This is a genomic window from Azospirillum sp. VT-I1 (assembly GCF_055698305.1).
In genome coordinates this window covers 482,418-498,811 of the sequence record NZ_CP168802.1, presented here as the reverse complement: position 1 = coordinate 498,811, position 16,394 = coordinate 482,418, and the positions used below count along the sequence as shown (strand labels likewise).

Genomic DNA, 16,394 nt, shown 5'->3' with positions numbered 1-16,394 from the left:
CCGTCAGCTCCGGTTGTCGGGGGCGGTGACGTCGCGCAGGCCGTCGCCCAGAAGGTTGATGCCCAGGACCAGCGCCACCAGCGCCACGCCGGGGATGGTGATGACCCAGGGGCTGAAGAACATGTACTGCTTGCCCTCCGAGATCATCAGGCCCCAGGACGGCAGCGGCGGCTGCACGCCGAGCCCGAGGAAGGACAGCGCCGCCTCCAGCAGGATGGCATGAGCCATCTCCAGCGTGGCGACCACGATCAGCGGGTTGATGATGTTGGGCAGCACTTCGGAGAACACGATCAGCCGCGTCGAACAGCCGATGGCGCGGGCCGCCGCGACGAAATCGGCGTGGGCGACCTGCTGCGTCGTCGACCGCGCGACCACGGCGAAGCGGTCCCACAGCAGCAGTCCCAGTACGACGATGACCGTGTTCAGCGAGGTGCCGACCAGGGCGGCCACCGCCAGCGCCACCAGCACCACGGGCAGGGCGAGGCGCACGTTGATGATGTAGCCGATGACCATGTCGACCCGCCCGCCGAAGAAGCCGGCGGCGACGCCCAGCGCCGTGCCGATGGCGCCGGACAGCAGCACCGTCGCCGCGCCGATCATCAGCGAGATGCGTCCGCCATAGAGCAGCCGGGCGAAGTAGTCGCGCCCCAGCTTGTCGGTGCCCAGCCAATGCTCCCAGGTGCCCTTGGGGTGCCAGATCGGCGGGATCAGCCGCTTGGAGATGTCCTGGGCATAGGGGTCGTGGGCGGTGAACAGCGGTGCGCCGATGGACATCACCAGGATGACGGCGAGAATGAAGGCGCCGGCCATGAAACCGGGGTGGCGCCCCGCCCGCTTGGTGAAGCGGGCCAGCGGTGACCGGCGGACCGGAACGGCGTCGAAACCGGCGGCCGTGGCGGTGGCACTGGATGCGCTCGTGGTGCTCATGCGACGCGGATCCTTGGGTCCAGCCAGGCGTTGAGGATGTCGGCGAGGAGGGTCAGCAGGATGTAGATCGTGGCCAGCAGCATCACGATGGCCTGGACGACCGGGAAGTCCTTGCGCCCGATGGCCTCCCAGGCGAGTTGCCCCAGCCCCTGCATCGAGAAGACCGCCTCGACCACGATGGAGCCGCCGAGCATGAAGCCGAACTGCACCGCCGCCAGCGCCACCACCGGCACCACCGCGTTGCGCAGCGCATGCTTGAAGATCACCGTCTTTGGGCGCAGGCCCTTGGCGCGTGCCGTCCGGATATAGTCGGACGCCATCACGTCCAGCATGCCGTTGCGGGTCAGCCGCATCACCGCGGGAATGGCGTACCAGCCGAGCGCCACCGACGGCAGCACATAATGGCTCCAGGTCGCGTTGCCGGAAACCGGCAGCCAGCGCAGATTGACCGAGAAGACGATGATCAGCGTCAGGCCGAGCCAGAAGGTCGGCACCGCCTGCCCCAGCGCACAGAAGGCCAGCGCCGCGCGGTCGAACCAGCTGCCGCGCTTCACGGCGGCCAGCGCCCCAAGCGGAATGGCGAAGACCAGGGCGAGGCCGAGCGCGATGGCGCCGAGTTTCAGAGTGATCGGAATGCGGTCGCCGACCAGCGACGCCACCGATTCCCGGAAATAGAAGGACTGGCCGAAATCGAAGCGGACGGCCCCGGCCAGCCAATGGCCGTACTGGACGGCGAGAGGCCGGTCCAGGCCATATTCTGCCCGCACCTGCGCCACCTGTTCGGGCGACGCCTCGGGACCGGCGAGGTCGGTGGCGAGGTCGCCGGACAGATGCAGAAGCAGGAAGGCGATGACCGATACGGTCAGCACCACCGACAGCGCCACGGCGAGCCGGCGAAGCAGGAAGGCGAGCATGGCGGTCTCCTGAAAAGGAGCGTGCGAAGAGGCGCTGCGGGCCGGCTTTCAACCATGCCGGCCCGCCGCCGCGGCCTCACTTCCAGTGAGCGGTGAAGAAACGCGGAAGCTCGTCCGGCTGTGCGGTGAAGGCGAGGTCGGAGGTGAAGGCGTAATTGCTGGGATAGGAGAACAGCGGCAGCAGATAGGCCTTCTGCGCGATCATCGACAGCGCCTCCTTGTAGAGGTCCTTCCGCGCCGCGTTGTCGGTGGTCGTATCGGCCTTCTCCAGCAGAGCCCTGACCTTGGGGTCGCGGCTCATGTCGTCCTCGTTCTCCTTGAACCACACGCCGGTGAAGGCGGAAGCGTCGTTCACCGAGAAGGAGCCCCAGGTCTGGTACTGCAGCGGCACCTTGCCGGCGCGGGCGGCTTCGCGCATCGCGGCGTATTTCAGGAACCGCAGGTTGGCGCGGATGCCGACCGCGCGCAGATAGCCGATGACCGCCTCCGCGTATTCGCGCTCGCGATAGGCGTAGAGGTCGGTTTCGAACCCGTTCGGATAGCCGGCCTCGGCCAGCAGCTTCTTCGCTTTCTCCGGATTGTAGTCGTAACGCGGAACGCCGTCGTCGGTGCAGCCGATCTGGTCGATGAAGCAGGCGGAATTCATCACCCGCGCGCCCTCGCCCACCAGATTCTTGACCATCGCCTGACGGTCGATGGCATAGGCGATGGCCTGACGGACCTTCTCGTTCTTCATCGGCGCATCGGCGGCGGTGCGGCCGGCGGAGTCGAACTGCAGGAAGCCGACGCGCATCGTCTCGGCCGACAGAACGGTGAGGTTCGGCACCGTCTTCAGTTGCTCTGCCTGATCCTTCGGCACGCGCCAGATCCAATCGACGCCGCCGGTCATCAGTTCGGCCATGCGGGTCTCGCCGTCGGGGATGACGCGGAACTGGATCTTGCCGATGGCGGGCTGGCCGAGCGGGCTGTCTTTGAAATAGCCCTTGTACTTCTCCATCATCACGCCCTTGCCGTTCTCCACCGCGGTGATGCGGTAGGGCCCGGTGCCGATGGGCGCCTTGGAGAAGCCGTCCAGCCCGACCTTCTTGAAATAGGCGGCAGGATAAATGGGCGTCGGGCCGGACAGATATTCCAGCGCCGCAGGGAACGGGCCCTTCAGACGGATGCGCACCGTGTAATCGTCGATCTTGTCGGCGCCGGCCATCCATTCGACGTTCTGCTTGGTCACCACCTTCGCTTCCGGCGTCAGAACGTAGTTGAAGGTGAAGACCACGTCGTCGGCGGTGAAGGGCGAGCCGTCCTGAAAGGTCACGCCCTTGCGCAAGGAAAGTTCCAGCGTGACCGGATCGACCCATTTCCACGAGGTCGCCAGCTCCGGCTCATACTCGCCGGTCTTGGGGTTCCGGTAGATCAGCGTATCCCACACGAGATGGGCGATGATGACGCCTTCGCGCAGGTTGTTGTGATAGGGGCTGATGTTCTCCGGCTCACTGTCGGAGGCGTAGACCAGCGTGTCGTTCGCCTTGTTGGCAAGAGCCACCGAAGGAAGTGCCAGGGCCGCGACCGCCGCGGCGGCAAACATCATCGACTTACCGTACGCAAAGGGCGCCATGTCCGAACTCCGTCCAAGAGGGTCCATTTGCACGAAAGTTAGCCATGACACGGTATTGTGCAGATTGGCATGCCGCAATTATAATAGTTGGAAGTTACCGTTGCTAAGTTGGCAACGACATAATCATTGTTGCTGATTTTCCGTCAGAATAGCAAATCGGCGCCGGCCAGGGGGATCGCCATGAACGCCACCGCGCTCCGTTATTTCCTGGAGGTCGTCCGCACCGGTTCGATCGCCGACGCCTCGGCCCGGCTGCATGTCGCCTCCTCCGCCATCAGCCGGCAGATCGCCCATCTCGAAGCCGATCTCGGCGTGGAATTGTTCGAACGCCGACCGCGCGGCATGGTGCCGAGCTATGCCGGCGACCTGCTCGCCCGCCACGCCCAGCGCGTGTTCCTCGAAGAAGAGGCCATCGTCACCGAGTTGAAGCGGTTGCGCGGGCTGGCCAGCGGACGGGTGCGCGTCGCCGCGACCGAAGGGTTCGGCATGAGCCTGATCCCAGCGGCCATCCGCAGCTTCCGGGACCGCCATCCCGGCATCCGCGTCGAGCTGCGCGTCGTCGCGCCGGCCGCCGTCACCCGCATGGTGCGGGAGGGGGAGGTCGACATCGGCGCCACCTTCTCCTTCGCTCCCGAACCGGGGGTGAGGGCAATGGGGGAAGGCCGCGCGCCGGTTCTGGCGGTGATGGCGAAGGACCACCCGCTGGCCGGGCGGCCCGTTCTGTCGCTGGCCCAGCTGGCCCGTGAACCGATCGCACTGCCGGAGAAGGACACCACGGTGCGGCAGCTGTTCGACATCGCCTGCGGGCTGGCCGGGGTGGAGATCGAACCGGTGCTGGTTTCGAACTACATCGCCGGGCTGTGGGCCTTCGCCGCGGAAGGCGGCGGCATCACCATCGCCAGCCCCTTCACCGTCCATTCCAGCACGGTTGGCCATCCGGTGGCGTCGGTCCCGATCGATTCACCCACCCTCGACCAGCGCTATTACCAGATCCAGACCATGCTCGGCCGCCATCTGCCGGAGGCGGTGTATGCCTTTGCGACCCACCTGACCGGCATCATCAAGCGCCTGGGCCACAGTGCCGAACCGCCGCTCTGAGGAGATCCGGGAACCGCCCCCCAGTCAGGTCAGGTCCAGTTCCTGGATGTAGCGGGTCAGCGCGCAGCTCGCGTTCAGCATATGGGCGCGCATGCAGCGGGCAGCCTCTTCGCCATCCCCGCGGGCCATCGCATCCAGGATGGCGCCGTGTTCCGCGTGCGACGTCGCCAACCGGTTGCCGTGGCGCAGCTGGGTGCGACGGAATGCCGAGAGGCGGGCGCGGATGCCGACGGCCTGTTCGGCCATGAACTGGTTGTGAGTGGATTGGTAGATCGCCTCGTGAAAGCGGCGGTTGAAGTCGTCATAGGCATCGAGATCGCCGCCCCTCACCATCTCGGCCGACGATTCATGCATGGTCTGCAACCGGCTGCGTTCGACCGGCGTGATGCGGTATGTCGCGAGGCGGACGCACATCGCCTCCATCTCCGCCGTCGTCTCGAACATGTCCATGATGCGCTCGGCCGTCATGGTGGCGACGACCACGCCGCGCCGCGGCCGCACCTCCACCATGCCGGTGGTGGCGAGCTGGCGCAGGGCCTCGCGCACCGGTGTGCGGGAGGCGCCGAACCGCTGGCCGATCTGCTGCTCGTCCAGCGGGGTGCCAGGCTTCAGCCGGCCGGTCGCGATCTCGTCGGCCAGGGCCAGCCGGATGACGTCCGAGAGCAGGCTCTTCTCCTCCGGGGCGACGTCGGTCTCGGACGCGGGGAGTTGGGGGTCATACTGATCCAAGGCTCGATCTCCGGGGCGGGGCGCCGGATGACAGGATAGACAGGCTTCGCCGCCGGTGGAAGAGGAGGCCCGGGAGCAGCGCGGTCAGGCACCCATCAGCGCGCGGGTGGCGATGAACAGCACCGACGGACCCATCAGGCAGCCGAGACCGGTGTAGAAGGTCGCGGTCATCGCCCCGTAGGGGACCAGCTTCGGATCGGTGGCGGCCAGCCCGCCCGCCACGCCGCTGGTGGTGCCCATCAACCCGCCGAACACCATGGCGCTGCGCGGGTTGTCCAGCCCAATGTAGGGCGCCATGAAGGGCGTGCCGATCATCACCAGCACCGACTTCACCAGCCCGGCGGCGATGCTGAGCGCCATCACGTCGGAACTCGCCCCCAACGCCGCACCGGTCACCGGGCCGACGATGTAGGTGACGGCGCCGGCCCCGATGGTGGTCATGCTGACCGCGTCGGAATAGCCGAAGGCCAGCGCCACCGCCGCCCCGACGACGAAGGACAGCAGCACGCCGGTGAACAGCGAGACCACGCCGCTCAAGCCCGCCTTGCGGATCTCGTTGAAGCTCACGCCGAAGGCGGTGGAGACGATGGCGAAGTCGCGCAGCATCGCCCCGCCCATGAAGCCGATGCCGGACAGCAGCTTGATGTCGGCCAGCCCCTTATGGCCGCCGGTGGAGACCCCGCCGGCATAGGCGAGCGCCAGCCCGATCATGATCGCGACGGCCGAGCCGTGCAGCCGTCCGTTGGTGAGGACGCGCGACAGCCAGTAGGACACCCAGATGGTGGCGCCGACGACAGCGAAGGCGGTCAGCAGGCCGTTCTTGACGAGGACATCGGTCAGGACGTCGAACATGGCGGTCACTCTCCACTCTTCAGGGGCACCGCACAGGCGGCATCGGCTTGGCTCATGTCGGTGCGCCGGCCATTGTGCTCGTCAGCGGGCTGGCCGATGCGGGCGATCACCGGGACCAGCGCGAAGCTGAGCACCACCGCCAGCACTCCGGCCAGCAGGGCCGCCGGACCTCCCTTCACCGCCGCGACCACGTCCTGCTGGGCGGCCATGGCGACGACGATGGGGATGTACATCGCGCTCCAGAACAGGATGCCCTGCTCGGCCAGCGCGTTCATGCGCAGCGTCCGCTTCAGATGGTCCGAGAACAGGATCAGCAGCAGCATGGCGATGCCGACGCCACCGACATTCGCCTTCACCCCGATCAGGAGGCCCAGCAGATCGCCGACCACCAGCCCCGCAAGCATGCAGGCCGACAGCAGGGCGACACCATAGACGACCATGGTCCTTCTCCTCTCCGTTGCTTGAGCCCGCCAAGGGGGCATGGTGACGGTTTGCCGAGAACGCGGCAGCCGGCGCCCGTCCGCGGCTTTCGCCTTCGGGCACGGATTGCTCGACTTAAAGATTGTTTGCGTCACTACGGTATACGGCAAACCGGTCTTCTCCGCAACGCGTATTCCGCGCTCGATGTTTTTTTCTCCGCGTATACAAAATTTGCCTTCACCGGCTGGTTTGGATACGGCAAGCTGGCGTTCACATCGCAAGCGAGAGGGAGGGACAGCATGTCCGCACAGGTCAACCGCCAGCCTGTCGGGCGCGGAGTGTGCGCGCCGACGGCCCGCCGGCATCGCGGGGACTGACCGCCATGCGCGATTGGAATCTGCAGGGCCGCAACCGGGACGCCCGGCTGGCCCGCGCCGCCGGCCTGACGACGGAGGGCAAGCGCGTCGCCACCGCCGACGCCCGTGCGCTGCTGGAAGCGGTGCTGGAACCGGGCGACCGCGTCTGCCTTGAGGGCAACAACCAGAAGCAGGCCGATTTCCTGGCCCGCACCCTCGCCTCGGTCGATCCGGCGCGGGTGAACGGCCTGCACATGGTGCAGTCGGTGCTGGCCCTGCCGGAGCATCTCGACGTGTTCGAGCGCGGCATCGCCGCGAAGCTCGACTTCTCCTTCTCCGGCCCGCAGGGCGCGCGGCTGGCGCGCATGGTGGCGGACGGGCGGATCGCCATCGGCGCCATCCACACCTATCTGGAGCTGTTCGGCCGTTATTTCGTCGATCTGACGCCCAGGGTCAGCCTCGTCGCCGCCCAGGCGGCCGACGCCGCCGGCAACCTCTACACCGGTCCCAACACCGAGGACACGCCTGTCATCGTCGAGGCGACCGCCTTCAAGCGCGGCATCATCATCGCCCAGGTGAACGAGCTGGTAGACACGGTTCCGCGTGTCGACATCCCCGGCGGCTGGGTCGATTTCGTCATCCAGAGCCCGACGCCGCACTACATCGAACCGCTGTTCACCCGCGATCCGGCCCAGATCTCGGAAATCCAGGTGCTGATGGCGATGATGGCCATCAAGGGCATCTATGCCGAATACGGCGTGCAGCGGCTGAACCACGGCATCGGCTTCGACACCGCGGCGATCGAGCTGCTGCTGCCGACCTACGCGGAGTTCCTTGGGCTGAAGGGGAAGATCTGCCGGCACTGGGCACTGAACCCGCACCCGGCGCTGATCCCCGCCATCGAGGCGGGCTTCGTCGAGAGCGTTCATTCCTTCGGCTCGGAGCTGGGGATGGAGGCCTATATCCGGGCGCGGCCGGACGTGTTCTTCACCGGGGCGGACGGCAGCATGCGCTCCAACCGGGCCATGTGTCAGGCGGCCGGCCATTACGCCTGCGACCTGTTCATCGGTTCGACCCTGCAGATCGACCTCGCCGGAAACAGCTCCACCGCCACGCTGGGGCGCATCGCCGGTTTCGGCGGCGCGCCCAACATGGGGGCCGACGCCCGCGGACGCCGCCATGCCAGCCCGGCCTGGCTGAAGGCCGGCCGCGAAGCGCGGGAGGGCGGCGGCCGGATGCCGCGCGGCCAGAAGCTGGTCGTCCAAATGGTCGAGACCTTCCGCGAGCATATGCAGCCGGCCTTCGTCGACCGGCTCGACGCCTGGGAACTGGCGGAGAGCGCCGGAATGGAGCTGCCGCCGGTGATGATCTATGGCGACGACGTGACCCACATCCTGACGGAGGAGGGCATCACCAACCTGCTGCTCTGCCGGACGGCGGAGGAGCGTGAACAGGCGATCCGCGGCGTCGCCGGCTACACCCCGGTCGGGCGCGGGCGCGACCGCCGCATGGTGGAGAATCTCCGCGACCGCGGCGTCATCCGCCGGGCCGAGGATCTGGGCATCGACAAGCGGATGGCGACCCGCGACCTGCTGGCCGCGCGGTCGATCAAGGATCTCGTGCGTGCATCGGGCGGCCTGTACGACCCGCCCAAGCGCTTCCGCAACTGGTGAGCCGAAACCCATGGAAACCCTGACTTACGAATATCGCGGCGGCCGACCCACCGCATCTCCGCCGCCGTCCGTACTGGTGGGCGTCGTCGGCTCCGGCAATCTGGAGGTTCTGGTGGAGCCGGCGCCGCTCGGCGGGCTCTGCCGCATCGAGGTGCAGACCGCCGCGGTCGGCTTCGGTGCGACATGGCAGGCGGTGCTGGACGATGTCTTCGCCCGCCATCCGCTGGCGGATGTCCGCATCTCCATCAACGATGTCGGCGCCACCCCGGCCGTGGTCGGCCTGCGGCTGGACCAGGCGCTCGACGCCTTCGCCGGAGGATCGCAACCCGGAGTATCTTGGCCATGAGCAGCTATTACGAGGACAGCGCCCGTGGCCGTCTCGCCGGGCTGCTCGACCCCGGCAGCTTCGCCGAGATCCTGCCGCCGACCGAACGGGTGGTCAGCCCGCACCTGCGCCAGCTCGACACCCCCGCCGCCTTCGACGACGGCATCGTGGTCGGTGAAGGCCGTCTGGCCGGTCGGCGCGTGCTGGTCGCCGCGCAGGAAGGCGGCTTCATGGGCGGTGCGGTGGGCGAGGTGCATGGCGCCAAGCTGACCGGCCTCTTGGAACGCGCGCTCGACACGCGTCCCGACGGCGTGCTCCTGCTGATCGAATCCGGCGGCGTGCGGCTGCACGAAGCCAATGCCGGGCTGATCGCGGTGTCGGAGGTGATGCGCGCTGTGCTGGCCGTACGCGCCGCCGGGATTCCGGTGATCGTGCTGGACGGCGGCACCTTCGGCTGCTTCGGCGGCATGGGCATCGTCTCGCGCCTGTGCGACGCCGTGGTGATGAGCGAGGAAGGGCGGCTCGGCCTGTCCGGCCCCGAGGTGATCGAGACCACCATGGGGGTGGAGGAGTTCGACAGCCGCGACCGCGCGCTGGTCTGGCGCACCGTCGGCGGCAAGCACCGCTATCTGCTGGGCGAGGCCGCCGGTCTGGTCGAGGACGATGTCGCCGCCTTCCGTGCTGCCGCTCTGGCGCTGCTGGACCGACTGTCAGACTCTGGGCCGGACCTGTCGCTGGCAGCGCTGGAGGCGGAGCATGCGGCGCTCGGCAGCCGGCTGGAGCGGTTCGGCGATTGCCGCGACGCGCTCGACATCTGGGAGCGCCTGGGGGTGGAGGAGCCGGAAAAGCTGCCGATCCTCGACACCGCCGCCTTCCTCGCCACCGTCCGCGACCGGAGGGCCTGAGCCATGGATCTGACCACTCTTCTGGCCCGGCTGTTCCCGGACGGGCACGAGATCGCCGCAGATGGCGTGTATTTCGACGGCACAGGCCGGGTCTATGGCGCCGAGGTGGCGGTGATCGGCACGATCGACAACACGCCGATCGGCATCGAACTGGCCTTCCGCATGGCCGGCGCGGTGCTGGAGGTGGTACGCCGCCATCCCGGCCGACCGATCCTGCTGCTGGTCGACACCCAGGGCCAGCGGCTGAGCCATCGCGACGAGTTGCTGGGCATCAACGGCTATATGGCGCATCTGGCCAAATGCATCGACCTTGCCAGGCGCAACGGCCACCGGGTGCTGGGGCTGGTCCATGGGCAGGCGGTCAGCGGCGGCTTCCTCGCCACCAGCCTGCTGGCAGACCGCTGCTATGCCCTGCCGGACGCCGAGATCCGGGTGATGAACCTGCCGGCGATGTCCCGCGTCACCAAGATCCCGCTGGAACGGCTGACGGAGCTGAGCGCGTCGTCTCCGGTCTTCGCGCCGGGTGTGGAGAATTACCGCCGCATGGGCGCCATCGCCGGCCTGTGGGACGGTGACCTCGCCAGCTGTCTTGCCGAGGCGTTGGCCGCGCCGGTGGATGGCGATTCCCGCCGAGAGTTGGGGGAAGAGCGCGGCGGCCGGCAGCTTGCCCGCAAGGTGGCCGACCGGGTGCGGCGCGATGCAGCTTGAATGCGCCCATTGGCCGCGCCACGGCTGGGTCCGGCTTTGGGATGGCTGGGCAGCCTCCCTGCGTTCCCCCTCGACGGGCAGGAGCGTGCGGAGGTCGAGGCCTGGTGCCGGGCCAACCGGCCGCTGGTGATCGCGCGCAGCCAGCCGGGCGATGCGGCGGGGGAGCTGCGGCTGGGGCTCGCCACGCCGGACAAGCGGCGGATCGGCCTGCATGTGGCGGCCGATGCGGTCGCCGACCGGCTGGACCCACCGCCGCTGGCCGAGGCGGTGGGATCGGCCCCGCCGGCTTGGCAGCCGATGCTGGCGGAGTTGGCACGGCGGGCGCAGGCGGTGGGAGCGCAGGCGTCGGTTTACGGCTCGCTGGCTTGGCAGCACCGCACCGGGCTGCGCTATGTCCGTCCGGCCTCCGATGTCGACCTGCTGTTCGCACCGTCCGACCGCTGGGAGTTGGACCGGCTGTTGGACCTGCTGGCGGAACTTGGTGACGGCACCCCCCGCCTGGACGGCGAAATCCTGCTGCCGGACGGGGCGGCCGTGGCGTGGCGGGAGCTTGCCACGCGGCCGGCCCGCCTGCTGGTGAAGGGACCGGCGGAGTTGGGCTTGCGTGACCTTGCGTCAGTGCTTGCGCTGTTCGACCAGGAGGACCCGGCATGATCCGCAGCAACGCCGCATTCATCCCGGTTGCGGCCGATGCCGCCGGCCCGCTCGCAGCCATGATCGGGCGGACGGCGGTCCGTGCGCTCTACGCGGAACTGGCTCTGCACCCCAAGCCAGGGTTGGTCAGCCCGCTCGACAGCGGCAGCCATGACGACATGGATATGGGGACCTTCCTGCGCAGCCTGTTCGCCCTGCGCGGTTATTTCCGCGCCATCGCCGCCGCGGGTGCCGCGGGAGAAGGCTTCGCCACCCTGCGCAACCTCGGCATTGCGGCCGAACGCCGGATGCTGGCGGCCACCGGCGGGATCAACACGCACCGGGGGGCAGTGTTCGGCATCGGCTTCCTCGCCGCGGCGGCGGGCTGGCGGATGCGGCGGGGCCTGACGCTGCGCGGGGCGGCGTTGGGCGAAACGGTTGCCGTTCTGTGGGGTGCCGAGATTCTAGCTGCCGCGCCGCAGGCTCCCGTCAGCCACGGCAGCCGTGCCATTCAGCGCTATGGCGCCCGCGGCGCCCGGCAGGAGGCGGCCGACGGTTTTCCGACGCTGCTGACACTCGCGGTGCCGGCGCTGGACAGTGCGCTGACAAACGGCGCCGGTCCGGAACGGGCGCTGGTGCAGACCCTGTTCACCCTGATGGCGGAGTTGGAGGACACCAATCTTCTGCACCGCGGCGGTCCCGCCGGACTGGCCTTCGTCCGGGGCGAAGCGCGCCGCTTCCTTGACCGCGGCGGGGTGTTCCAGGCCGGTTGGCGGGCCGAGGCGTTGGCCCTGCACCGCGCCTGCATCGCTCGCCGCCTGTCGCCGGGCGGCAGCGCCGACATGCTGGCGGCGGCGCATTTCGTCCATGCCTTGCAAGAGGGTTGGTCATGAGCCTGGGCATTCTCTGTTCCGGACAGGGAGGGCAGGGACCGGGCATGCTCGACCTTCTGCGGCGGGAGCCGGCGGCGCAAGCGGTACTCGACCGGGCCGCCGGCATCATGGGGCGGGACCTGCGCGCGCTGGTCGCCGGGCCGGAAGCGGAGATGCAGCGCAACGCCATAGCCCAGCCCCTGCTCTGCGCGGTCCAGGCGGCGACCTGGACCGCCCTGCGCCCCCATCTGCCGCCGCTGCGGGCGGTCGCCGGCTACAGCCTGGGAGAGTTGTCGGCCTACCATGTCGCCGGTGCGCTCGATGCGGAGGAGCTAATACGGCTGGCAATCAAGCGGGCGGATGCGATGGACGGCGCCGCCCCTGAGCCCGGCGGGCTGCTGGCCGTGCGCGGGCTCGACCGGTCGCGGCTGGCGGCGGTCTGCCGCGACTGTGAGTCCGACATCGCCATCGAGAACGGCACCGACCGGTTCGTGGTCGGTGGGCGCAGGACGGCGCTGGTCGCGGTAGAGCAGGCAGTCATTGCGCTGGGCGCCGCGGTCACGCCGCTGCCGGTCACCGTTGCCTCGCACACCCGCCTGATGGCACCGGCCGCGGTGGGGTTCGCGCCGATCCTGGCGGCGAGCGGCCTGCGCGCTCCGCCGCTTCCGGTGCTGGCCGGCATCGACGGCACCCCGGTCTACACGCGCGAGCGGGCGGTCGCGGCGCTGACCCGCCAGATGACGGAGACGGTCTCCTGGGCCGCCTGCCTGGACGGACTGATCGAGATGGGCTGCACCGTCCTGCTGGAGATCGGCCCCGGCAATGCGCTGGCGCGTATGGCAGCTGAGCGATACCCAGGCCTGCCCGTCCGCGCCGCCGCCGATTTCCGCGGCCTGCCCGGTGCCGTCACCTGGGTGGAGCGGCAGCTCGGCCGCTCCGCCGGCTGAGGTTAACGGTATGGGTCCGAGATGAACCGTCAGCCCTCGTGCCATCTTGCTCGCAACCGTGGGACAGACGTGGAGGATGACCTCCACTCAGGAGGAGATGGATGCGCTGCCCGCACGGCGGTACTGTCAACTTCACGGTCGGCTGAGGATCCGAGGCTCTGAACAACCTGCGTTTTGATGGTTCAGGCGGTCTGGGCGAGGCCGGTCACCTCGCGCCAAGCGCTGAAGGCGTGAGCTCGAGTGGCGCGGTACCCGGTGGCGGAGATCAGATGGCAGCACATCTGGGAAGGGTTGTGCGAGCGGTGCCCCTTGCTATGCTGCGCGGATCTCCGCCAGAAAGGCATCGAGTTCATGTTTCAGCAAGTCGGCGTCGGCGGCCAAGGCGTCGGCCGACTGCATGACCTGCCCGGCGGCTATTCCGCTCTCCTGTTCGGCCTTTCGGATGTCGACCACGCTGCGTGAAACGTCATTGGTTCCGATCGCCGCCTGCTGAGCATTACAGCTGATTTCGTCGGTTGCCGCGCTTTGCTGCCCGACGGAGGCCGCCATCTCGGCGGCCGATTGGTCGATGTGCTCGATTTGCCCGATGATCGCGCGCATCCCTTCCACCGTCCTATCGGACGCGGCCTTCACGGTGCTGATCTGCTGCCCGATCTGCTCGGTCATCGCATGCGTCTGGCTGGCCAGATTCTTGACTTCGCTCGCGACCACGGCAAAGCCCTTGCCGGCCTCACCGGCGCGCGCTGCCTCGATGGTGGCGTTCAGAGCCAGCAGATTGGTCTGCGAGGCGACCGCATTGATGGATGCGACGACCTGGTCCACCTGCTCGATGGCGGTCGACAACGCGTCCATATGACTGCGGGCCTGCTCCGCCCGTTCGGCGGTCATCTTCGACCGCTGGGCCGCCTGCGCCACCCGTCCCGACAGATCACGGATCGCCGTCGACATCTCCTCGGCGGCGGATGCGACGGCCTGGACATTGACCGACGCCTGTTCGGAGGCAGAAGCCACCGACGTGCACTCCTGCTCGGCCTTCTGAACCGCGGCGGACAGGTGCGACGCCGTTTCCTGGAAACCCTTCGCGGACCGGCCGAGCTGGTCGACGATGCGGCCGACCCGGCTCTCGAACCGGTTCGCCAGATCGAACACCGCTTCCCGCTTTTCCGCGGATGCCCGGGCGGCGGCGCTGCGGCGCTCCTGCTCCATCTGCCGGTTGCGCAGGATGTTCTCCTTGAAGACCTCGAGCGTGCGCGCCATGCCGCCGATTTCATCCCGCCGCCCGCGTTCCGGCACCTCGGCATCCAGATCATGGTCGGCAAGGCGCAGCATGACTCCATGCACGCGCGACAGCGGGCGCGTCACGCTGCGGGCAACCGCCCAACCCAACAGAAGCGCAAGGCAGGAGATCCCGGCGACGACCAGTCCGAACACCGAAATCATGCCGATGAAGGCCGAGCGCAGGTCGTCGGTGTAGACGCCGGTGCCGATCACCCAGTCCCACGGCTTGAAATGGACCGAATAGGCAAGCTTCTCGTAGGTCGGTCCCTTCGGATCGTTGGGTCGCGGCCATTCGTAGGAGACGAATTCCGGCACCGGAGCCAGCGCACCCCGCACCGCCTCGCGGATGACATAGACGCCGTTGCGGTCGCGGATCTCCGCCCCGCTCTTGCCCATCAGAGCCGGGTTGGCGTGCATCACGCTGACGATCTGCGAGGTCCAGATCCACAGATATTCGCCGTCGGCATAGCGGATGGCGCCGATCGCCGTCTTGGCGCGGTCTTTGGCCTCCTCCTCGCCCAAAGCGCCGTCCTGAGCCAGCCTGTAGAAGCGTTCCGCGATGCTGTTGCCGCTTTGCGCGATGAAACGGACGCTGTTCATCCGTTGTTCGACCAGCGCGCGGTTGACGAAGTAGCCGCCGACTGCTGCCGTCAGTCCTGCAGCGATGATCGCCAGTGACGCCAGAAATCCGATGCGCCACCGCAACGGCAGTTCAGAGATGCGCATGCTCCCAATCCTTCCCCTTGATCCACTCGGCCCGGACCGGCTCCCGGCGGCGGATCGATCCCCCGCCACCAAGGGCGGAAGCCTTCACGACCGTTGAACAATGCCGGTGGTTCGTTGCAGATGGCGGCGCGGACGCGGCTGCAACCACGCCGCCGGGTCTGCTTCAGCCCCGCTCGACGCAGAGCGCCACGCCCATGCCGCCGCCGATGCACAGGGTGGCAAGGCCCTTCCTGGCGTCGCGCCGGCCCATCTCGTGCAGCAGGCTGACCAGGATACGCGCACCCGACGCGCCGATGGGGTGGCCGAGCGCGATGGCGCCGCCATTCACGTTCACCTTGGCCTCGTCCCAGCCCATCCCGACATTGACCGCCAGCGCCTGCGCCGCGAAGGCTTCGTTCGCCTCGATCAGGTCGAGGTCGTCCACCGACCAGCCGGCCTTCTTAAGCGCAAGCTTCGAGGCCGGGATCGGACCGGTGCCCATGACTGCCGGATCGACGCCGGCCGTCGCCCAGGAGGCGATGCGCGCCAGCGGCGTCAACCCGCGCCGCTTGGCGTTCTCCGCCGTCATCAGCACCAGCGCCGCCGCCCCGTCATTGAGGCCCGACGCGTTGCCGGCGGTCACCGTGCCGTCCTTGGCGAAGGCCGGGCGCAGCTTCGCCAAAGCCTCCAGCGTGGTGCCGTGCTTGGGATACTCGTCGCTGTCCACCACGGTGTCGCCTTTGCGGCCCTTGATGGTCACCGGCACGATCTCGTCCCGGAAGCGGCCGGCCTTCTGCGCGGCCTCCGCCTTCTGCTGCGAGGCGAGCGCGAACAGGTCCTGCCGTTCACGGCTCAACTCCCAGGCGCGGGCGACATTCTCGGCGGTGGTGCCCATGTGGTAGCCGTGGAAAGCCTCCCACAGCCCGTCCTTGATCATGCTGTCGAGCATCTCGGCGCCGCCCATCTTGGTGCCGTTGCGCAGATGCATGAGGTGGGGCGACAGGCTCATGTTCTCCTGGCCGCCGACCACCATCACCTCGGCGTCGCCGCAGCGGATCGCCTGCCAGCCGAGGGCGACGGAACGCAGGCCGGAGCCGCAGACCTGATTGATGCCGAAGGCGGTCTTCTCCACCGGGATGCCGGCCTTGACGGCGGCCTGGCGGGCGGGGTTCTGGCCCTGGCCGGCGGTCAGCACCTGGCCCAGGATCACCTCATTCACCTCGGCGGCGTCGGTGTGGGCGCGCGACAGCGCCTCGCGGATGACGGCGGCACCGAGTTCATGGGCGGGGACGGACGCCAGCGCGCCGTTGAAGCTGCCGATGGCGGTGCGGACCGCGCTGGCGATGACGATCTCGGTCATGGAGGACTCCTCCGGAACAATTGTGTTTTGCAGGAAGGAAGGCCGCCGCGCCCGTTCGGGACCGCGGCGGCCGGTTGGTT

General features: G+C 68.4%; 16 protein-coding genes. 8 read left to right on the top strand and 8 right to left on the bottom strand.

Going from position 1 to position 16,394, the window contains the following annotated elements; translation table 11 throughout:
- Window positions 1-3: 3 nt before the first annotated feature.
- The 3 genes from AB8P05_RS16340 to AB8P05_RS16330 all read right to left on the bottom strand — a co-directional run bounded on the left by AB8P05_RS16340 (window position 4) and on the right by AB8P05_RS16330 (window position 3,453).
- Window positions 4-927 carry an ABC transporter permease gene (locus tag AB8P05_RS16340; protein WP_472760094.1) on the bottom strand — a complete coding sequence of 308 codons (924 nt, stop codon included), beginning with the start codon at window positions 925-927 and terminating at the stop codon, window positions 4-6.
- Complete coding sequence (locus AB8P05_RS16335) at window positions 924-1,841, bottom strand: ABC transporter permease (RefSeq protein ID WP_472760093.1); 918 nt, start codon at window positions 1,839-1,841, stop codon at window positions 924-926. The genes AB8P05_RS16340 and AB8P05_RS16335 overlap by 4 nt, the downstream gene beginning before the upstream one ends.
- Window positions 1,842-1,917: 76 nt before the next feature.
- A complete protein-coding gene (locus AB8P05_RS16330; protein WP_472760092.1) occupies window positions 1,918-3,453 on the bottom strand; it encodes an ABC transporter substrate-binding protein in 1,536 nt (511 codons plus the stop codon).
- A 180-nt stretch (window positions 3,454-3,633) separates the two neighbouring features.
- Here AB8P05_RS16330 and AB8P05_RS16325 point away from each other — a divergent pair, with 180 nt between their 5' ends.
- Complete coding sequence (locus AB8P05_RS16325; RefSeq protein ID WP_472760091.1) at window positions 3,634-4,551, top strand: LysR family transcriptional regulator; 918 nt, start codon at window positions 3,634-3,636, stop codon at window positions 4,549-4,551.
- Between the two features lie 24 nt (window positions 4,552-4,575).
- Here AB8P05_RS16325 and AB8P05_RS16320 read toward each other — a convergent pair whose 3' ends face one another.
- From AB8P05_RS16320 to madL, 3 genes are all read right to left on the bottom strand, one after another.
- Window positions 4,576-5,280 (bottom strand): GntR family transcriptional regulator, encoded by a 705-nt coding sequence (locus AB8P05_RS16320; protein WP_455173491.1) that lies wholly within the window; start codon window positions 5,278-5,280, stop codon window positions 4,576-4,578.
- An 84-nt stretch (window positions 5,281-5,364) separates the two neighbouring features.
- A complete protein-coding gene (gene madM, locus AB8P05_RS16315) occupies window positions 5,365-6,132 on the bottom strand; it encodes a malonate transporter subunit MadM (RefSeq protein ID WP_472760090.1) in 768 nt (255 codons plus the stop codon).
- A 5-nt stretch (window positions 6,133-6,137) separates the two neighbouring features.
- On the bottom strand, window positions 6,138-6,572 hold the full coding sequence (gene madL / locus AB8P05_RS16310) for a malonate transporter subunit MadL (RefSeq protein ID WP_472760089.1): 435 nt from the start codon (window positions 6,570-6,572) through the stop codon (window positions 6,138-6,140).
- Window positions 6,573-6,934: 362 nt separating this feature from the next.
- Here madL and mdcA point away from each other — a divergent pair, with 362 nt between their 5' ends.
- The 7 genes from mdcA to AB8P05_RS16275 are packed head-to-tail and all read left to right on the top strand — an operon-like array spanning window position 6,935 to window position 12,971.
- The gene (gene mdcA / locus AB8P05_RS16305) at window positions 6,935-8,581 is read left to right on the top strand and encodes a malonate decarboxylase subunit alpha (RefSeq protein WP_472760088.1); all 1,647 of its coding nucleotides are present in this window, start codon (window positions 6,935-6,937) and stop codon (window positions 8,579-8,581) included.
- Between the two features lie 10 nt (window positions 8,582-8,591).
- A complete protein-coding gene (mdcC, locus tag AB8P05_RS16300; RefSeq protein ID WP_472760087.1) occupies window positions 8,592-8,927 on the top strand; it encodes a malonate decarboxylase acyl carrier protein in 336 nt (111 codons plus the stop codon).
- Window positions 8,924-9,811 (top strand): biotin-independent malonate decarboxylase subunit beta, encoded by an 888-nt coding sequence (locus AB8P05_RS16295; protein ID WP_472760086.1) that lies wholly within the window; start codon window positions 8,924-8,926, stop codon window positions 9,809-9,811. Before mdcC ends, AB8P05_RS16295 begins: the two co-directional genes overlap by 4 nt.
- A gap of 3 nt (window positions 9,812-9,814) precedes the next feature.
- The gene (gene mdcE, locus AB8P05_RS16290) at window positions 9,815-10,519 is read left to right on the top strand and encodes a biotin-independent malonate decarboxylase subunit gamma (protein ID WP_472760085.1); all 705 of its coding nucleotides are present in this window, start codon (window positions 9,815-9,817) and stop codon (window positions 10,517-10,519) included.
- Window positions 10,520-11,173 (top strand): malonate decarboxylase holo-[acyl-carrier-protein] synthase, encoded by a 654-nt coding sequence (gene mdcG, locus AB8P05_RS16285; protein ID WP_472760084.1) that lies wholly within the window; start codon window positions 10,520-10,522, stop codon window positions 11,171-11,173.
- Window positions 11,170-12,045 (top strand): triphosphoribosyl-dephospho-CoA synthase MdcB, encoded by an 876-nt coding sequence (gene mdcB, locus AB8P05_RS16280; RefSeq protein WP_472760083.1) that lies wholly within the window; start codon window positions 11,170-11,172, stop codon window positions 12,043-12,045. The genes mdcG and mdcB overlap by 4 nt, the downstream gene beginning before the upstream one ends.
- Complete coding sequence (locus AB8P05_RS16275) at window positions 12,042-12,971, top strand: ACP S-malonyltransferase (RefSeq protein WP_472760082.1); 930 nt, start codon at window positions 12,042-12,044, stop codon at window positions 12,969-12,971. Before mdcB ends, AB8P05_RS16275 begins: the two co-directional genes overlap by 4 nt.
- A 312-nt stretch (window positions 12,972-13,283) precedes the next feature.
- On the opposite strand, the gene AB8P05_RS16270 is transcribed toward AB8P05_RS16275, so the two are convergent.
- A complete protein-coding gene (locus tag AB8P05_RS16270; RefSeq protein WP_472760081.1) occupies window positions 13,284-14,975 on the bottom strand; it encodes a methyl-accepting chemotaxis protein in 1,692 nt (563 codons plus the stop codon).
- Between the two features lie 163 nt (window positions 14,976-15,138).
- Window positions 15,139-16,314 (bottom strand): acetyl-CoA C-acetyltransferase, encoded by a 1,176-nt coding sequence (locus AB8P05_RS16265; protein WP_472760080.1) that lies wholly within the window; start codon window positions 16,312-16,314, stop codon window positions 15,139-15,141.
- Between the last annotated feature and the right edge of the window lie 80 nt (window positions 16,315-16,394).

Coding starts and splice junctions, on each gene's coding strand:
- AB8P05_RS16340 (WP_472760094.1), bottom strand. CDS start 927: ATGAGCACCACGAGCGCATCCAGTGCCACCGCCACGGCCGCCGGTTTC.
- AB8P05_RS16335 (WP_472760093.1), bottom strand. CDS start 1,841: ATGCTCGCCTTCCTGCTTCGCCGGCTCGCCGTGGCGCTGTCGGTGGTG.
- AB8P05_RS16330 (WP_472760092.1), bottom strand. CDS start 3,453: ATGGCGCCCTTTGCGTACGGTAAGTCGATGATGTTTGCCGCCGCGGCG.
- AB8P05_RS16325 (WP_472760091.1), top strand. CDS start 3,634: ATGAACGCCACCGCGCTCCGTTATTTCCTGGAGGTCGTCCGCACCGGT.
- madM (WP_472760090.1), bottom strand. CDS start 6,132: ATGTTCGACGTCCTGACCGATGTCCTCGTCAAGAACGGCCTGCTGACC.
- madL (WP_472760089.1), bottom strand. CDS start 6,572: ATGGTCGTCTATGGTGTCGCCCTGCTGTCGGCCTGCATGCTTGCGGGG.
- mdcA (WP_472760088.1), top strand. CDS start 6,935: ATGCGCGATTGGAATCTGCAGGGCCGCAACCGGGACGCCCGGCTGGCC.
- mdcC (WP_472760087.1), top strand. CDS start 8,592: ATGGAAACCCTGACTTACGAATATCGCGGCGGCCGACCCACCGCATCT.
- AB8P05_RS16295 (WP_472760086.1), top strand. CDS start 8,924: ATGAGCAGCTATTACGAGGACAGCGCCCGTGGCCGTCTCGCCGGGCTG.
- mdcE (WP_472760085.1), top strand. CDS start 9,815: ATGGATCTGACCACTCTTCTGGCCCGGCTGTTCCCGGACGGGCACGAG.
- mdcG (WP_472760084.1), top strand. CDS start 10,520: ATGCGCCCATTGGCCGCGCCACGGCTGGGTCCGGCTTTGGGATGGCTG.
- mdcB (WP_472760083.1), top strand. CDS start 11,170: ATGATCCGCAGCAACGCCGCATTCATCCCGGTTGCGGCCGATGCCGCC.
- AB8P05_RS16275 (WP_472760082.1), top strand. CDS start 12,042: ATGAGCCTGGGCATTCTCTGTTCCGGACAGGGAGGGCAGGGACCGGGC.
- AB8P05_RS16270 (WP_472760081.1), bottom strand. CDS start 14,975: ATGCGCATCTCTGAACTGCCGTTGCGGTGGCGCATCGGATTTCTGGCG.
- AB8P05_RS16265 (WP_472760080.1), bottom strand. CDS start 16,314: ATGACCGAGATCGTCATCGCCAGCGCGGTCCGCACCGCCATCGGCAGC.